At 60.6% G+C, this 16,731-nt stretch carries 12 protein-coding genes; 4 read left to right on the top strand and 8 right to left on the bottom strand.

What is annotated here, in order from left to right:
- The first annotated feature begins 34 nt into the window (after positions 1-34).
- Together RSF91_RS09875 and pbpC are read left to right on the top strand one after the other, a co-directional pair.
- Positions 35-595, top strand: coding sequence for an HdeD family acid-resistance protein (locus tag RSF91_RS09875; protein WP_332568253.1), 561 nt, complete (start codon positions 35-37; stop codon positions 593-595).
- Positions 596-774: 179 nt separating this feature from the next.
- Positions 775-3,144, top strand: coding sequence for a penicillin-binding protein 1C (gene pbpC / locus RSF91_RS09870; RefSeq protein WP_442878832.1), 2,370 nt, complete (start codon positions 775-777; stop codon positions 3,142-3,144).
- Between the two features lie 160 nt (positions 3,145-3,304).
- On the opposite strand, the gene lldD is transcribed toward pbpC, so the two are convergent.
- The 4 genes from lldD to RSF91_RS09850 all read right to left on the bottom strand — a co-directional run bounded on the left by lldD (position 3,305) and on the right by RSF91_RS09850 (position 8,937).
- Positions 3,305-4,438, bottom strand: coding sequence for an FMN-dependent L-lactate dehydrogenase LldD (gene lldD / locus RSF91_RS09865; RefSeq protein WP_332568251.1), 1,134 nt, complete (start codon positions 4,436-4,438; stop codon positions 3,305-3,307).
- A complete protein-coding gene (lldR, locus tag RSF91_RS09860; RefSeq protein WP_332568250.1) occupies positions 4,435-5,205 on the bottom strand; it encodes a transcriptional regulator LldR in 771 nt (256 codons plus the stop codon). The genes lldD and lldR overlap by 4 nt, the downstream gene beginning before the upstream one ends.
- Before the next feature lie 17 nt (positions 5,206-5,222).
- Positions 5,223-6,887 carry an L-lactate permease gene (gene lldP, locus RSF91_RS09855; RefSeq protein WP_332568249.1) on the bottom strand — a complete coding sequence of 555 codons (1,665 nt, stop codon included), beginning with the start codon at positions 6,885-6,887 and terminating at the stop codon, positions 5,223-5,225.
- Positions 6,888-7,278: 391 nt separating this feature from the next.
- Positions 7,279-8,937: an L-lactate permease gene (locus tag RSF91_RS09850; RefSeq protein ID WP_332568248.1), complete on the bottom strand. Its 1,659-nt coding sequence runs from the start codon at positions 8,935-8,937 to the stop codon at positions 7,279-7,281.
- A 198-nt stretch (positions 8,938-9,135) separates the two neighbouring features.
- On the opposite strand from RSF91_RS09850, the gene RSF91_RS09845 reads away from it, so the two are divergent.
- Positions 9,136-10,314, top strand: a complete 1,179-nt coding sequence (locus tag RSF91_RS09845) for an alpha-hydroxy acid oxidase (protein WP_332568247.1) — start codon at positions 9,136-9,138, stop codon at positions 10,312-10,314.
- Positions 10,315-10,369: 55 nt separating this feature from the next.
- On the opposite strand, the gene RSF91_RS09840 is transcribed toward RSF91_RS09845, so the two are convergent.
- The 3 genes from RSF91_RS09840 to nhaA form a co-directional block, all read right to left on the bottom strand.
- Positions 10,370-11,128 carry a tetratricopeptide repeat protein gene (locus RSF91_RS09840; RefSeq protein ID WP_332568246.1) on the bottom strand — a complete coding sequence of 253 codons (759 nt, stop codon included), beginning with the start codon at positions 11,126-11,128 and terminating at the stop codon, positions 10,370-10,372.
- A gap of 43 nt (positions 11,129-11,171) precedes the next feature.
- Positions 11,172-12,038 (bottom strand): tetratricopeptide repeat protein, encoded by an 867-nt coding sequence (locus RSF91_RS09835; protein WP_332568245.1) that lies wholly within the window; start codon positions 12,036-12,038, stop codon positions 11,172-11,174.
- Between the two features lie 386 nt (positions 12,039-12,424).
- Positions 12,425-13,813 (bottom strand): Na+/H+ antiporter NhaA, encoded by a 1,389-nt coding sequence (gene nhaA / locus RSF91_RS09830; RefSeq protein WP_332568244.1) that lies wholly within the window; start codon positions 13,811-13,813, stop codon positions 12,425-12,427.
- A gap of 354 nt (positions 13,814-14,167) precedes the next feature.
- Between nhaA and RSF91_RS09825 the strand changes: the two genes are divergently transcribed.
- Entirely contained in the window at positions 14,168-15,100 is a 933-nt protein-coding gene (locus RSF91_RS09825) for a DMT family transporter (RefSeq protein ID WP_332568243.1), read from the top strand.
- 167 nt (positions 15,101-15,267) lie between these two features.
- Here RSF91_RS09825 and RSF91_RS09820 read toward each other — a convergent pair whose 3' ends face one another.
- Positions 15,268-16,698 (bottom strand): amino acid permease, encoded by a 1,431-nt coding sequence (locus RSF91_RS09820; RefSeq protein ID WP_332568242.1) that lies wholly within the window; start codon positions 16,696-16,698, stop codon positions 15,268-15,270.
- Positions 16,699-16,731: the final 33 nt, after the last annotated feature.

The raw sequence follows: 16,731 nt of genomic DNA, 5'->3' as shown, positions 1-16,731 counted from the left end.
TAATGTTGTTGAACCCTTTACGAGAGGAGTTTTCATGCCTGTAGAAATTCCATCCATGTCCATCATGTTGCACCGCAGCTGGTGGGTGCTCTTGTTGCGTGGTGCGGCTGCCATTATTTTTGGTGTGCTGACCTGGATGCAGCCCGTGGCTTCCGCAGCGGCCTTGGTGCTGGTATTTGGGGCCTATGTGTTTGTCGATGGGCTGCTGGGCATCTATACCGCCATCAAGAGCCGCAAGCAGTCACGCCACTGGTGGCTGGTGCTGCTCTGGGGGCTGACGGGCGTGATCGTCGGCGTGCTCACTGCCATTAATCCGGCAGTCACCGCGCTGGTGCTGACCATTTATATTGGCGTCTGGGCCTTGATAACCGGCGTGCTGCAAATCGTGGCGGCATTGCGTCTGCGCAAGGAAATTGACGGCGAATGGATACTGGTGCTGGGCGGTCTGCTCTCGGTGCTGTTCGGCATCTTCGTGCTGGCCCAGCCCGGCGCGGGCCTGATGGCCATGCTGTGGGTTCTGGCAACCTATGCGGTGATCTTTGGCGTGTTGATGGTGATCCTGTCCTTCAAGATCAAAAAAGTCACCGCTATCTAAAAGCGAATGCGCCTCCCATCAGCGGCTCCCCGGAGCCGCTTTTTTTATCCCGTAGCTGCTGGTGCATCTTTGGGACAATGCTTGCTGAATTCAAACGGTGCACAACAGACATGGAACAAGGCATGTGGCGGTATTTCAAGACCCTGAAGCCGGGAAAGACCTGGCGTTCTTTGGCTGTGATGACGGGCTTGCTTAGTCTCGCGGCTGCCAGCCACGCGGTCCCCAGTTTTGATGAGGTACACCGCGAACATCGATCGTCAGAGACACTGCTGCTTTCGCGTGAAGGGGAGCAGCTGCAGCGCCAGCGCACCGACAGCACGGTGCGCCGCGGCCCCTGGGTGCCGCTGGCCGATGTGTCACCTGCTTTGCGCACCGCGCTGGTGCTGAGCGAAGACAAACGCTTTTACGAACACAGCGGTGTGGACTGGGCGGCTGTCACATCTGCCGCCTGGGGCAATCTCTGGAACACGCGCACCCGGGGTGCCAGCACCATCACCATGCAGTTGGCCGGCTTGCTGGATGGCGACTGGCGCCAGGGGCCGGGCGGGCGCAGCGTGGTGCAGAAGGTCGGGCAGGCGGTGGCCGCGCAGGTGCTGGACAGGCGCTGGCGCAAGGATCAGATTCTGGAGGCCTATCTGAATATGGTGCCTTTCCGGGGCGAGATCGTTGGCATCGATGCCTTGTCGCAAAGCCTGTACGGCAAGGCCGCGCATGGGCTGGATGCCCGTGAGTCTGCAATTGCTGCGGCTCTGGTGCGTGCGCCTAATGCCTCGGTGGAACGCGTGGCTCAGCGTGCCTGCGGCGTGTTGCAAGTCATGATTCCTGATGATGTGGCGGCGCGCAATTGCTCTGAGACAGGCTCTGCCCTGCAGCTCTACACCGCCAGCGTGCTGCAGCGCCGCCAGTGGCTTGCGAGCGAAGGCGTAGCGCCGCACTTTGCACGCCGCTGGCTGGCACAGCCGCAAAACAAAGGGCAGGCGCAGGTGCGATCCACTTTGAGCGCGCCCTTGCAGCGCTTTGCGGTGAGTAGCTTGCAGCAGCATCTGCGTGAGCTGCAAGGCCGCAATGTGGAAGATGGTGCGCTGGTGGTGCTGGACAACCGCACGGGAGAAATACTGGCGTGGGTGGGATCATCGGGTGCGATGAGCCAGGCCTCTGAAGTGGATGGCGTAACAGCCATGCGCCAGCCTGGCTCCACGCTCAAACCGTTCTTGTATGCGCAGGCAATTGCTGAAAAACGCATCACGGCGGCATCGCTGATTGAAGATTCTTCGGCCCAGATCAACACGCAAAACGGCCTCTACATTCCACAGAATTACGACCGCCGCTTCAAGGGCTGGGTGTCGGCCCGTACTGCGTTGGCCTCATCGCTTAACGTGCCGGCGGTGCGCACGCTGGTCATGGTCACGCCTGATGCTTTCTTTACCCAGCTCAAAAATCTGGGCCTGCCGCTGCGCGAAAGCGGCGGCTACTACGGCTTCAGTCTGGCGCTGGGCAGCAGCGAGGTGCCGTTGCTGCAACTGACCAACGCCTACCGCGCGCTGGGCAATGGCGGTGTTTATCAGCCGGTGAACTGGGCGCTGCCTGCAGACAGCCGCAAGGCCGGTGGCAAACCCAGTGATTCGTTGGAAGACAAGCCCGTGCAGGCGCTGGATGCCCAGGCCGCTTTTATCGTGGGTGACATCCTCTCCGACAACATGGCGCGCGCGCCCACGTTTGGTACCGACAGCGTGCTGGCCACGCGCTTCTGGTCAGCGGTGAAAACCGGCACCAGCAAGGACATGCGCGACAACTGGGCCGTGGGCTGGTCTGAACGATACACGGTGGGCGTGTGGGTGGGCAATGCGGGAGGCGAGGCCATGCACTCCGTCAGCGGCACCAGCGGTGCAGCGCCCATCTGGGCTGAGGTGATGGGATTTTTGCACCGCAACACACCCAGCAGGCCGCCAAAGGCACCGGCCGGAGTGCTGAATCAGCAAGTGACGTTTGGCCTTGCGAGTAATGGCAGCATGCCGATTGAAAGTGCGCGCAGCGAATGGTTTATGACTGGCACGCAGCAGTCGCTGTTTGCTATGGACTCCATAGCTGCTAGCGCTGATCATTCAAAGGCTAGAGGGCGAAAAGACTTAAAGTCTGCAGCGAACCCCGAGCAGGCAAAAGAATCCGCCAGTATCTTGCGCCCGGCGAGTGGAACCATTCTGGCGCTGGACCCAGACATTCCACCTGATAGTCAGCGCGTGCAACTGGTAGCGCGGCAGGCCGGTATGGCTTCAGAGCAGGCCTGGCATGACAACAGTCTGCGCTGGCAGCTGGTGACACGCCAATACTCCGCACCACCTGCTGGATCGCCCCCTGACACCAAGCCCGTGATGCGCGAAGTGCGCCGAGAACTTGGGCGCGGCAGCCAGCTTGGCTGGTTACCATGGCCGGGGCGTCATCAACTGGAGCTGCAGGATGCATCGGGCAAGTCGCTGGACAGCGTCTATATCGAAGTGCGCGGCGCTGGCGCGCTGGTCGCAGGGCCTGAAGACATCAAGAAAAAAAGATAGGCATGAAAAAACCGCTGGCCAAGACCAGCGGTTCTCAAACAGTGCGCTGCGCTAAAACAGTCATGGCCTGAAGCGCGGGACGACACGCAAGGGCCGCCCCGCAGCGAGGTCGTCGTCCCCCTCAGGGGGAAGCGGCGCAGCCGCTCAGGGGGCTTAGTTCTCAGCGCACCAGCAGATCCCCGGTGATCTCGCTCACATTCTTGACGCTGGTCAGCGTCATGGCCACGCGCATTTCTTTCTCCAGCAAGCTCAGCAAATTACTCACTCCCGCGCCGCCCTCGGCTGCCAGCGCATAGATGAAGGCGCGGCCAATCATGGTGCAGTCGGCACCCAGGGCCAGCATGCGCACGATGTCCAGACCGTTGCGTATGCCCGAGTCGGCCAGAATCTTGATCTGTCCCTTGACGGCATCGGCAATGGCCGGCAGCGCACGCGCCGACGACAGCGCGCCGTCGAGCTGGCGACCGCCGTGGTTGGAGACGATGATGCCGTCGGCACCAAAGCGCACGGCATCCTTGGCGTCCTCGGGGTCGAGGATGCCCTTGATGACCATCGGGCCCTTCCAGAAGTCACGGATCCATTCCAGATCTGACCAGGAAATCGAGGGGTCGAAGTTGGCCCCCAGATAGCCCATATAGTCTTCCAAACTGACGTTCTTGCCCAGGTAGGTGGAGATGTTGCCCAGCGTGTGCGGACGGCCCATCAGGCCCACGTTCATGGCCCAGTGCGGGTGGGTCACGGCCTGCAGATAGCGGCGCATGGCGGCGTTGGGGCCGCTCATGCCCGAATGTGCATCGCGGTAGCGTGCGCCGGGTACGGGCATGTCCACCGTGAACACCAGGGTGGAGACGCCGGCGGCCTGGGCGCGCTCCAGCGCGTTCTTCATGAAGCCCCGGTCCTTGAGCACATAGAGCTGAAACCACATAGGGCGGCTGAGCTTGGGTGCTACTTCCTCGATGGGGCAGACCGAGACGGTGGACAGGGTGAAGGGAATGCCTTTTTGGTCGGCCGCCATGGCCGCCTGCACTTCGCCGCGGCGTGCGTACATGCCGGTCAGGCCCACGGGCGAGAGCGCCACGGGAATCGAGAGCTTTTCGCCGAACAACTCGATGCTGGTGTCGAGCTGGCTCATGTCCTTGAGCACGCGCTGGCGCAGGGCTACGTCGGCCAGATCATCGACGTTGCGAGCCAGCGTCTTTTCGGCGTAGGCGCCGCCGTCGATGTAGTGGAACAGAAAGGGCGGCAGGCGCTTTTGCGCGGCCGCACGGTAGTCGGTGGTGGAGGAGATGATCATGAAAAAAAGGCTGTGCTGGATGAGAGACGGTCCAACCGCTTGAGCCGGGCGGCGTCCGCATCGGACTCGGAAAGCTTGTCGTGCACATAGACCAGGTGCTGGCCGATGGCGCTTCTGGCCTGCTCGGGCTCGCCGTCGAGGATGGCCTGCATGAGGTTCTGATGCTGGTGCGTCAGGTGTTCCAGTGTCGATGGATCGTCGTGAACGAACATCAGGCGCCGGTTCTGGGCCACGGTGCCCAGCACCAGCTCGAAGAGGCTGCCCATCAGCTGCACCAGCACCGCGTTGTGCGAGGCTTCGGCGATGGCCAGATGGAACTGGGCGTCCGAGCGGGCCGCGCTTGCTGCATCGCGCGCCTGCTGGTGGAGCAACATGTCGTCAAAGCAGTGACGGATGCGATCCCTGTCCTTGGCTGTGGCGCGCTGTGCCGCATACCAAGCGGTTCTGAGTTCCAGCGCCTGTCGGGCTTCCAGCACGTCGTAGCGGTACTGCGGGTCGTCAAGCAGTAGCGGCTCCAGCGGCGCGACGGCCTGCTGGTGCCATAGCGGCACGCGCGAGCAGACAAAGGTGCCGGAGCCCACACGGCTTTCGAGCAGGCCCCGGCTGGACAGCTTCTGAATGGCCTCACGCAAGGCCGTGCGCGACACGCCCAGCTGTTCGGCAAGCGCCCGCTCGGTGGGCAGCTTGTCGCCGCTTTGGAGATGGGTGCTCTGGATCAGCTCCTGCAATTGCTGGGCAACGCGGTCGGACAGGCGTGGGGCGGGCATGGAATCTACCGAGAGTTTTACGTGGTTGGAATCATCCACGGAAACACATAGGCCTGCAGCGTGCAGATGATGCCGATCAGCACCAGGAAGGCCAGGCTGTGCTTGACGGTGAAGCGAAACAGGTCAGACTCCTTGCCCGCCAGGCCCACGGCCGCGCAGGCAATGGCGATGGACTGGGGCGAAATCATTTTTCCGGTCACACCGCCTGTGGTGTTGGCGGTCACGGCCAGCACCTCGGGCAGGCCCAGTTGTGCGGCGGTTGTGGCCTGCAGTGCGCCGAACAGGGCGTTGGCCGAGGTGTCCGAGCCCGTGAGGAACACGCCGATCCAGCCTAGAAAGGGCGAGAAGAAGGCAAAAGCCTTGCCAGTATGGGCCAGCGCCATGGCCAGTGTGGTGGACAGGCCTGAGTAGTTGGCGATAAAGGCAAAGGCCAGCACCATGCCGATGGAGTAAATCGGCAGGGCCAGTTCCTTGAAGGTCTCGCCCAGGGTCTTGATCGCTACTGCAGGCTTGAGGCGCAAAAAGATGATGGCCAGAACGGCGGCAATCACAATGGCCGTGCCGGTGGCCGACAGCCAGTTGAAGGAGTACACCGCGCCATAGGGCGTGGGCGCGGCCACCACGGGAGCCATCTTCTGCACGAGGTTGTGCAGCATGGGCACGGGAATGTTGAACACCGTGCTGGACAGTGCGCCACCTGCGGCGAACAGCGCCTTGAAGGGCTTGAGGCTCCAGATCGTCACCATCGCCGTCAGGATGATGAAGGGCGACCAGGCCTTGAACACCACACCGGCTGTCAGCTTGATGGGGGCGGCGGAATGGGCTTTCACGCTGCCGGGTTCGGTTTCGAAGCGGAAGATGCGCTTGGGTTGCCAGAACTTGAGGAAGGTCGTCAGCGTCACCAGGGCGACGATGGCCGAGGTGATGTCGGGCAGTTCGGGGCCGATGTAGTTGGCGGTCAGGAACTGGGTCAGCGCAAAGCTGCCGCCACCGACCAGCACGGCAGGCCAGGTTTCCTTGACGCCGCGCCAGCCGTCCATGATGGCCATGAGCCAGAACAGCACGATGATGGTCATGAACGGCAGCTGGCGACCCGCCATCTGGCTGATGGCCATGGGGTCGATGCCCGAGACCTGACCGGCCACGATGACGGGAATGCCCATGGCGCCAAAAGCCACCGGTGCGGTGTTTCCGATCAGGCACAGGCCGGCCGCATACAGAGGCTTGAAGCCCAGGCCCACCAGCAATGCTGCCGTGATGGCCACGGGCGCGCCAAAGCCGGCGGCACCTTCGAGGAAGGCGCCGAAGCAAAAGCCCACCAGAATCAGCTGCAAGCGCTGATCCTCCGTGACCGACAGAATCGACGAACGGATGATGTCGAACTGCCCGGTCTTGACCGAAACCTTGTAGAGAAACACCGCCGCGACAATGATCCAGGCGATGGGCCACAGACCGTAGAAGAAACCATAGACGCCCGCCGCCAGGGCGTTGGCGACCGGCATGCGATAAAAGAGCAGCGCCACGGCCAGCGACAGGACCACCGTGATGGTGCCCGCCACATAGCCCTTGAGTCGCAGCTTGGTCAAGGCGAGGAAGAAAAACAGTATGGGTATGAGCGCCACCAGCGCCGACACCCACACATTGCCTGCGGGGTCGTAGTTCTGCGACCAGATTTCTTGCATTGCCTTGATCTCCTGGATATGCGCGGGAAGGGCAAGCCTCCTGACTATCCAGAAGTCTTCCCGTCAATTTTTATTAACACCGTGCAGCAAGCGGCTGCGCCGTTCCCGGCACTGGGTAGCTGGCTTGTGCTTTGGTGTAAATTGGTATGACCAATATGAGTAAATTCGAGTGGATTGCATTATAGAAATCGATTTCAATGAATAAATTAGTGGTTTTCCCTTGATTTACTTGGTTTATTGGTAATACCAATTCAAAAAATTAAGAGACCGTTCGAGGTATTTCTGCATGCGATGAAGCGGTGGAAGAAGGGCGCCGCAAGCCAGGAATAGGGTGCAAAAAAGCCGCAAGCCCTGATGGGACTTGCGGCCGTTGCTATTGCTCAGTGAGCGGTTAATTGACCATCAGATGGAAGGGCCAGACATAGGCCTGCAATGTGACATACAGACCCATCAGGCAGGCCAGCGCAATCGAGTGGAAGAACACATAGCGCAGGATGTCTCCTTCATGGTTGAACCAGCGGGTGGCGGTGGAGGCCACGACGATGGACTGCGCATCGATCATCTTGCCCATCACGCCGCCCGAGCTATTGGCTGCACCCATGAGGTTGGGCGACAGGCCGAGCTGCTCGGCCGCTACCTTTTGCATGCCGCCGAACAGCACGTTGGATGCCGTGTCCGAGCCCGTCAGCGCCACGCCCAGCCAGCCCATCAAGGTGCCGAAGAAGGGGTAGAACATGCCGGTGTTGGCAAAGGCCAGGCCCAGGGTGGTGTCGGTGCCCGAGTAGCGGGTCAGCGTGCCCAGGGCTAGCATCAGCACAATGGTCAGCAGCGAGTAGCGAACCAGCCAGATGGTCTTGAAGAAGGTGCGCACAATGGCCACCGGGCTGTACTTCATGATCAGGGCGCTGACGATGGCCGACAGCAGAATGCCGGTGCCGGTGGCCGACAGCAGGTTCAGCGTATAGACCGCGCCTTCCTTGGTGGGCTGGGGCACCACGGGCGGCATTTTCTCGATCAGATTGTGCAGGCCCGTCATGGGGAAGGCCGGGGCAAAGATGCTGTTGAGCCATGCTTTGAACGGAGGCAGGCCCCAGATGAACACGAAGACCGACAGAATCAGCCAAGGCATCCAGGCGGCGATCAGCGCGGAGCGGCTGTGCTTGACCACGGGCTGGGGTGGCTTGGCTTCAGCAGCGCTGACGTCCTTGCCGCGCAGCGAGGCCGAGGTCCAGATTCTCTTGGGCTGCCAGACGCGCAGGAACAGCACTAGGCTGACCATGGAGACGATGGCGGCAATGATGTCCACCAGCTCGGGGCCGATGAAGTTGGAGACCAGATACTGAGGAATGGCAAACGACAGGCCAGTCACCAGAATGGCGGGCCAGATTTCCATCATGCCCTTGCGGCCGGCAAAGGCCCAGATTAGCCAGAAGGGCACGAGCACCGAGAAGAAGGGCAGCTGGCGGCCAATCATGGCCGTCACTTCCATCAGGTCGTAACCATGCACCTTGGCCAGGGTGATCACCGGCGTGCCCAGCGCACCAAAGGCCACGGGCGCCGTGTTGGCGATCAGCGACAGACCCGAAGCGGCCAGAGGAGAGAAGCCCAGACCGATCAAGATGGCAGCCGTCACGGCCACTGGTGTGCCAAAGCCAGCTGCACCTTCGAAAAAGGCACCAAAGGCAAAGGCAATCAGCAAGAGTTGGATGCGCCGGTCAGGGGTGATGCCCGAGAGCGAATCCTGCAGCACCTTGAAGCTGCCGTTCTGTTCAGTGAGCTGGTGCAAAAAGATGATGGTCAGCACGATCCAGCCGATGGGCAGCAGACCGGTGAAGCCGCCAAACAAGGCTGCGCGCCCCGCCATTTCGGCAGGCATGTTGTAGACGAACACGGCAATCACCAGCGCGGCAATCAGCCCGGCCCCTGCGGCCAGATGGGCCTTCATGTGCAAAAAGCCAAGGCCAACCAGCATCACCACGACCGGAATGGCCGCAAGCAATGTGGATAGCCACATATTCGAGAGAGGGTCGTAGACCTGTTGCCAAACCATTGCTTTTGTCTCCTTGTTGTATGGGTGACGAGGATGGTGGCTGTGCGACTGGGCTTACAGACCTAGCATTAGCCCTTGATTGAACGCCGCTGTAGAAAATTTCAATACCGGCATAAATCACTTCAACCCAAAGAGCTGTTCGCGTGGCAGTGATGGAAGCTACCATCGGGTCCAGTTCCAATAACAAGGCAAGAAATCGTGAGCGATCTTTCCAAAATCACCTGTATCGAAGACCTGCGTGTGGTGGCCAAGCGCCGCGTGCCGCGCATGTTTTATGACTATGCGGATTCGGGCTCCTACACCCAGGGCACTTATCGCTCCAACGAAGACGACTTCCAGAAGATCAAGCTGCGCCAGCGCGTGGCTGTGAACATGGAAGGGCGCAGCACTCGCACGACCATGATTGGTGAGGATGTGGCCATGCCAGTGGCCATTGCGCCCACAGGCCTGACTGGCATGCAGCATGCCGATGGAGAGATTCTGGGTGCCAAGGCGGCCAAGGCTTTTGGCGTGCCGTTCACGCTGTCGACCATGAGCATCTGCTCGCTGGAAGACATTGCCGAGCACACCAACAACCATCCGTTCTGGTTTCAGCTTTATGTGATGCGCGACAAGGCCTTCATGGAGCGGCTGATCCACCGCGCCAAGGCGGCGAACTGCTCGGCGCTGGTGGTCACGCTGGACTTGCAAATTCTGGGGCAGCGCCACAAGGACATCAAGAATGGCCTTTCCACCCCGCCCAAGCCCACGATTGCCAATCTGATTAATCTCGCTACCAAGCCGCACTGGTGTATGGGCATGCTGGGTACCAAGCGCCGCACTTTTGGCAACATCGTCGGCCACGTGGATGGCGTGGGCGATGTGTCCTCGCTGTCGTCGTGGACGGCGGATCAGTTCGACCCCAGTCTGAACTGGAGCGATGTGGAGTGGATCAAGAAGCTCTGGGGCGGCAAGATCATTCTGAAGGGTGTGATGGACGCCGAAGACGCCAGACTGGCCGCGCAAAGCGGTGCCGACGCGCTGGTGGTCAGCAACCACGGTGGTCGTCAGCTCGATGGTGCGCCTTCCTCGATTGCGGCCCTGCCATCGATTGCCGAGGCGGCAGGCAAGGACATTGAGGTCTGGATGGATGGCGGCATTCGCAGCGGCCAGGACGTGCTCAAGGCCCGCGCGCTCGGTGCGCAAGGCACGATGATCGGCCGCAGCTTTCTCTATGGCCTGGGTGCTTACGGCCAGGAGGGTGTGACCAAGGCGCTGCAGATCATCCACAAGGAGCTGGACACCACCATGGCTTTTTGCGGCCACACCAATATCAACAAGGTAGGCAGCGAAATCCTGTTGCCCGGCACTTACCCCAAGCCATTTGCAGTGATCTGATCTGAGTTGCTGGCGGCTTGCTGCGCTGCAAGCCGCCGCGATATCAGGCTGGCGTTTAGGAGTTGCCAGCTTTGGGCTTCCATTCAAGCACTTGCTGCTGGATCTTGAGCCGTTGCGTCGGCTTCAATTTCTTGGCGATGATTTCCTGCTGCTTGGCCGAATCCTTCTCGCCATCTCTGGCTGCCAGCAGTGCCCAGAAATAAGCTTGGGGCCAGCTTTGCTTAATCCCGCGGCCCAGGGCATACATGGAGCCCACGTTGAACTGGCTGTTGGCATCGCCTTGTTCGGCGGCAATCATGTACCACTTGAAGGCCTCCTTGCTGTCTTGCGCTACTCCGCGGCCATGGTCGTACATGTAGCCGAGATTGCTTTGACTTGAGACATGGTTTTGAGCCACCCCAAGTCGGTACAGTCGGACGGCTTCTTCCTGATTTTCCGCAACGCCACGGCCATCGTCATACATCACGGCGAGGTTGAAGATGCCATCGATATCGCCTTGTTCTGCGGACAGGCGATACCATTTGACCGCCTCTTCATCGCTTTGCGGTACACCGCGCCCGCGTCCGTACATCAATCCAATATTGGCCTGGCTTTCCGCATGGCCCTGTTTTGCCGCAAGCATGAACCACTTGGCGGCTTCATCATCATTTTTGGGCCCGCCACGGCCTGTGAGGTAGACGGCGGCGAGCTTGAACTGGGCCTGTGCATCGCCCGCCTGGGCTTTTTGCAACAGGTCTGCGGATTGCGCGATGACCAGAGGGCTGGAGAGCAGCAAGGCGGCTGCGCAGAGGAGATGGCTGAATGGCTTTTTCATGGCGTGCTTGTCGATAAAGAGTGGCGGTTTCGAGCGTGCAAACTCAGCGGCTCGTTGTCTTGGGTTTCCACGCACGGATCTTCTTGTCCAGTGCCGCGCGCTCTGCAGGTTTGAGCTTCTGGGCGGCTGCATCGCGCAGCGACTCCGTGTCCTCCAGGTCCTGAGCGGCCGCCAAGGCATACCAGAAATAGGCCTGAGACAGGCTGCGTTTGACGCCGCGCCCTTCTTCAAACATCGTGCCAAGGTTCACCTGCGCCGTTGCATTGCCTTGCTCTGCGGCCAGGCCCAGCAGTCTGGCGGCTTCCTTCTCATTGAGCGGCACGCCGCGACCGGTGGCATACATCACGGCAAGGTTGACCTGCCCCGAGTCGTGGCCCTTGGCCGCCGTAATGCCAAACCATTTGGCCGCTTCCTTGTCGTTTTGCTCCACACCGCGGCCGCTGACATACATCAGCCCCAGGTTGTACTGGGCGTCGAGAAGGTTTTGCGCTGCCGCGAGTCGGTACCACTTGATGGCTTCCTGATCGCTTTGCTCCACACCGCGGCCGTCTTCGTACATCACACCCAGATTGAACTGACCGTTGGCCTCGCCCTGCGCCGCCGAGAGGCGATACCACTTGACGGCTTCCACATCGTTCTTCGCCACGCCACGGCCCTGGTCGTACATCAAGCCGAGATTGCTCTGACTCAAGGCATTGCCTTGTGCAGCCGCCAGGCCAAACCATTGCGCGGCTTTCTCATCGTTCTGTGCCACACCACGGCCCTCTACATACATCTGGCCAAGGTCAAGCTGGGCCTGGGCATCACCGGCTTGTGCTTTGTGCACCAGGTCTGTGGGCTGCGCCACTGCCAAGGTGCTGGCAAGCAGCAATGCAGCAGCGGAGTAAAGAGGGATCATGTATTTCTTCATTTTTTTCCTGATGTTCCTGCGGTAGATACGCTGTGACCGGCCTGCTGCGGCAAAACTCGACACGACCTCAGGCGGTCCCTAGCCCTTTTCCATGAAGGGTCGAGCCGGGGTCGCGTGAAGCAATTCGTCGGGCGTAAGCGGGCTGTGGCAGACCAGATCATCTGGCCCGTGCTTGCGCACGCTTTCTCATGGATTGAGCATCTATAAAGCGCCGCTCATGGCGACCAGTTGGACCGGTGCCAGATGCATAGACGGCAGGCCGCAGCGAGCAGGCATTCTAGTCACGTCGCGGGCTTGATTGCCGCCAAGTCGGCTCTATCGACTGGCGGCGAAGCCTCATTGATCAGGGCGTGTTGGCCTGCATGAGCATCGTGACTAAGAGGCGCTTAACTACGCTGCAAACGCTTGCGCGCGGCAAAGCCATAGCTCAGGCCCAGCACTGCGGCAATCGCTGATCCCGCCAGAATGCCCAGCTTGGAGGCACCCAGTAGAGCGGCATCTTCAAAGGCCAGACCACCGACAAAGATCGACATGGTGAAGCCAATACCGGCCAGCAGACCCACCAGCAACACACCGTGCCAGTTCAGGCCCTGGGGCAGGCTGCAAAGGCCACTTTTCACGGCCAGCCAGGTGCAGAGAAAGACGCCCAGAGGCTTGCCCAGCACCAGCGCAACCAGCACGGCCATGGCTGTGGTTTGCGGCGCTGCCGCGCTCAGGTCGATGCCGGAAAACTGCACGCCCGCATTGGCCAATGCAAAGATGGGCATGACGCCAAAAGCCACCCAGGGGTGAAGAATCATGGGCAGGCGCAGCGCGGGCGGCAGCAGATCACGCTGGGCCGACTGGGCGGTGCGCAAGTCTTGAAGCAGGTGCTGCGGATCGGGCTGGCCCGCATGCACTTGCTCGCTGGCCTTGCGCATGGCGGCTTGTGCAGTGATAAGCGGTGGCTGCTTGGCAGGGCGTACAAAAACGGGCGTCATCAGGCCCAGTACCACGCCGGCCAGCGTGGGGTGGGCACCAGTCTTGAGCAGGCCAAACCACAGCACCGCGCCGGGCAGCAGATACAGCGGCGCAGTGGCAATGCCCATGCGGTTGAACAGAAGCACCAGCAGCACGCCCGCACCGGCAATCACAAAGCCCATGGCCTGCAGACCGCCGGAGTAGAAGAAGGCAATGATGAGCACGGCCACGATGTCATCAATGATGGCCAGCGCCAGCAAAAAAATGCGCAGCGAGGATGGGATGTTGCGACCCAGCAGGGCCAGTACACCCACGGCAAACGCAATGTCTGTGGCAGTGGGAATGGCCCAGCCGTTGATCAAAGTCTTGTCGCTGCCCACCAGCGCTACATAGATGAGCGCGGGGACTGCCACGCCGCCCATGGCGGCCATCAGCGGCAGACTGGCCTGGCGCAGGCTGGCCAGCGCGCCGTTGTGCAGCTCGCGCCGGATCTCCATGCCTACGACCAGAAAGAAGGCGGTCATCAGCACATCGTTGACGATGAAATGCAGGTCGGTGCTGAAGCTCCAGGGCCCCAGTGTCATGGCGACGGGGGCGTGCCACAGGGCGAAGTAGCTTTCAGCGTTGCTGGAGTTGGCCCAGATCAGCGCCGCAGCCGCAGCCAGCATGAGCACCATGCCGGCAAAGGATTCGATATGCAGCAGATGTGCAATTTTTGCCTGTATGCGCTCGGTCGCAGTTTGCAGGGCAGGGATGCGAGGAGAGTTTTGGGGTGCAGAAGGCGCAGGGGCCTGCACAAGGGTCTGTGGGTCCATCTATCGATTCAGGTGTCTGAAGTCCTTTGCCCGAGATGCATAAAGGCATGAGGCAATGCCTCATTGCTGCATCAAACGCTGCAAACGACTGGCGCGCTGGCGGCCCGACCTGCGCATGAAGATTCACCTGCCATCACCACCGTATGTGGCGGGCACCCGGTGTGAATTGTAGCTAAAGCTGTTCGATTGGCTTCGATTTGAGGATATTTGTATCTGATGCTTCTGTCGCGATCAGTCCTGTATCCATTCGCATTTCACGTCGCCTTGGCTCAAGCAGGCGGGCTGCATGAATTGCGTCAGCAGTCGCGAATGGGCGGCGCTATGCTGGTGCGGCAACAAGAGAGAAGGCGAGTCATGTCGGGCATTGGAATGGAATATGTGTGGGTGATCGTGGTGCTATTTGCGGCTGCTGCGCAGACGGTGCGCAACACGGCCCAGCGCTCGTTGACGGCGCAGGTCGGCACCATGCCTGCCACGCTGGTGCGCTTTCTCTACGGCTTGCCGTTTGCCGCCGTCTATCTGCTGGCGCTGTATGGCTTTGGCGATCAGCCACGGGCGCTGCCGCAGTTCAGCGCTGAGTATCTTGGCTGGATTGCGATGGGGGCGGCGTTTCAGGTCGCGGCGACGGCGGCTTTGCTGATGGCCATGAAAGAGCGCAACTTTGCCGTGGCGGTCACGCTGTCCAAAACCGAGGTGCTGCAGGTGGCCTTGTTTGCTGCCATGTTCTTGCATGAGCTGCCCACACGCTGGGCGCTGCTGGCCATGGTGCTGGCCACTATTGGTGTGTTCATGCTCTCCTTGCCGCCGCGCGGGCAGATTTTTACGCTGTCGGCATGGGCAAGCAAGTCATCCATGTATGGCCTGATTTGCGGAGCCTGTTTTGCTCTGGCCACAATTGGCTTTCGTGGCGGCGCGGTAGAGATTGCACGGCTGGGTGTGGACTCGCCCTGGCTATCTGGCGCATGGGGCGTGTTGATAGCGCAGAGCATGCAGTCATTGGTCTTGGGCGTCTGGATTGCGAAGACTCATGAACAGGGCCTGCGCCCCATTTTCAAGGCCTGGCGCATATCGCTGCTGGCAGGCAGCATGGGTGCGGCGGCATCGCTGGCGTGGTTTACCGCCTACGCCATGCAGGGCGCAGCGGCGGTGCGCACGCTGGGCATGGTGGAGGTGGTGTTCAGCTACCTCGTCTCGCGCCGCGTGTTTAGCGAGCAGCTTTCGCTGACGGAAAAGCTGGGCATGGCGCTGATGATGCTAGGTCTGGTGTTGATCTGCTTGCAGCTCTGAATGCTCTGAATTTGAGAGCTGCCTGCGCATATTTTTGGTCACTTCGGCCTTTAATAGTGCATGAAGTGATCAGTGAATAAGCGCAGGCAGCTCTTGAATCAATAGCGGATCAGCGCAGTACCAGGCTTTGCAGGTAAAGGTTTGGTACTGCGCTGGCTATTTACACATCAGGCGGCTTGCTGCTGTGCCTGAGGCAGACGCTGGCGCTGCTCAGGCTTGGCTGCATAAAGGCGGTAGCCAATCGTCAGCAGTGCAAACCACACGGGTGCAATGTAGAGCGCGACACGGGTACTGGCATCCAGCGACAGGCACACCAGAACCACGAACAAAAAGGCCAGCACAAACCAGTTGGTAAACGGTGCGCCTGGCATGCGGTAGGCCACGGCTGTCGCATGCCCTTGCTTGACGGCACGGCGATAGCGCAGGTGCGCAAAGACGATGATGCCCCAGGTCCACACCGCGCCAATGGTGGCGATGCTGGTGACGTAGATGAAGGCTTGCTCTGGCACCAGATAGTTCAGCACCACTCCGATCAGCATGCAGGCACCGGACAGCAGAATGCCCGCCGCTGGAACATGGCGCGCATTGACCCGGCCAAGCCTGGCAGGAGCCTGCTTGAACTGGGCCAGCGTATAGAGCATGCGCCCGGTGCTGAAGATGCCGCTGTTGCACGACGATGCGGCAGCCGTGATGACCACAAAGTTGATGATGCCTGCGGCGGCAGGAATGCCCAGCTTGTCGAACACGTAGACGAAGGGGCTCATGTCGGGGCTCAGCTCGTTCCACGGCACCAGCGACATGATGATGACCAGTGCGCCGATGTAGAAGATCAGAATCCGATAGACGATGCTGTTGGTCGCGCGGGGCAGCACTTTTTCGGGCTGCTCGGCCTCGCCTGCAGTCACGCCGATCAGCTCCACACCGGTATAGGCAAAGCAGGCAATCTGCAAGGTAAACACCACGCCGACCATGCCCATGGGTGCGAAGCCACCATGTGACCAGAGGTTGGTAAAGCTTGCTGTCGGCCCCAGAGGTCCCCAGCCTGTGGTGATGATGGCCACACCTAGCACCAGCGTGGCAACGATGGTCACCACCTTGATGAGTGCGAACCAGAATTCCAGCTCGCCAAAGACCTTGACTGCGATCAGATTCACTGCCAGCAGAACCGCCAGTGTGGCTAGCGCCGGTGCCCACTGCGGAATGTTGGGAAACCAGTAATGCGTATAGATGCCGATGGCCGTGAGCTCTGCCATGCCGGTGACGATCCAGGTGAACCAGTAAGTCCAGCCGGTCACAAACCCTGCCCAAGGGCTGACATAGGTTTCCGCATAGGTGGCAAAAGAGCCTGCCACCGGGCGGTGCACCAGCAGCTCACCGAGCGCACGCATGATGAAAAAAATGGCCAGCCCTGCCACCGCATAGCTGACCAGAAGCAGGGGGCCTGCCTTGTGAATCGCCTTGGCAGAGCCCAGAAACAGGCCCACACCAATGGCGCCGCCCAGCGCAATCAGCTGGATATGTCGGTCTTTCAGGCCGCGCTCAAGCCCGTTGGATGTATCGGGCAAGCCTGGGGCTGCCGCGTCTTTTCTGTTGTTCATGATGAATGTCTCCGTTTTTTGCCTGCGCACGGC

The organism is Comamonas sp., assembly GCF_036643215.1.
Lineage (GTDB): Bacteria > Pseudomonadota > Gammaproteobacteria > Burkholderiales > Burkholderiaceae_C > Comamonas.
This window is presented reverse-complemented; position numbering and strand designations above follow the sequence as displayed.

What these genes read in the sequence shown, in the direction of transcription:
- lldP (WP_332568249.1), bottom strand. Translation starts at nt 6,887, where the DNA reads ATGCAAGAAATCTGGTCGCAGAACTACGACCCCGCAGGCAATGTGTGG.
- nhaA (WP_332568244.1), bottom strand. Translation starts at nt 13,813, where the DNA reads ATGGACCCACAGACCCTTGTGCAGGCCCCTGCGCCTTCTGCACCCCAA.
- pbpC (WP_442878832.1), top strand. Translation starts at nt 775, where the DNA reads ATGACGGGCTTGCTTAGTCTCGCGGCTGCCAGCCACGCGGTCCCCAGT.
- RSF91_RS09840 (WP_332568246.1), bottom strand. Translation starts at nt 11,128, where the DNA reads ATGAAAAAGCCATTCAGCCATCTCCTCTGCGCAGCCGCCTTGCTGCTC.
- RSF91_RS09820 (WP_332568242.1), bottom strand. Translation starts at nt 16,698, where the DNA reads ATGAACAACAGAAAAGACGCGGCAGCCCCAGGCTTGCCCGATACATCC.
- RSF91_RS09825 (WP_332568243.1), top strand. Translation starts at nt 14,168, where the DNA reads ATGTCGGGCATTGGAATGGAATATGTGTGGGTGATCGTGGTGCTATTT.
- lldD (WP_332568251.1), bottom strand. Translation starts at nt 4,438, where the DNA reads ATGATCATCTCCTCCACCACCGACTACCGTGCGGCCGCGCAAAAGCGC.
- RSF91_RS09875 (WP_332568253.1), top strand. Translation starts at nt 35, where the DNA reads ATGCCTGTAGAAATTCCATCCATGTCCATCATGTTGCACCGCAGCTGG.
- lldR (WP_332568250.1), bottom strand. Translation starts at nt 5,205, where the DNA reads ATGCCCGCCCCACGCCTGTCCGACCGCGTTGCCCAGCAATTGCAGGAG.
- RSF91_RS09835 (WP_332568245.1), bottom strand. Translation starts at nt 12,038, where the DNA reads ATGAAGAAATACATGATCCCTCTTTACTCCGCTGCTGCATTGCTGCTT.
- RSF91_RS09850 (WP_332568248.1), bottom strand. Translation starts at nt 8,937, where the DNA reads ATGGTTTGGCAACAGGTCTACGACCCTCTCTCGAATATGTGGCTATCC.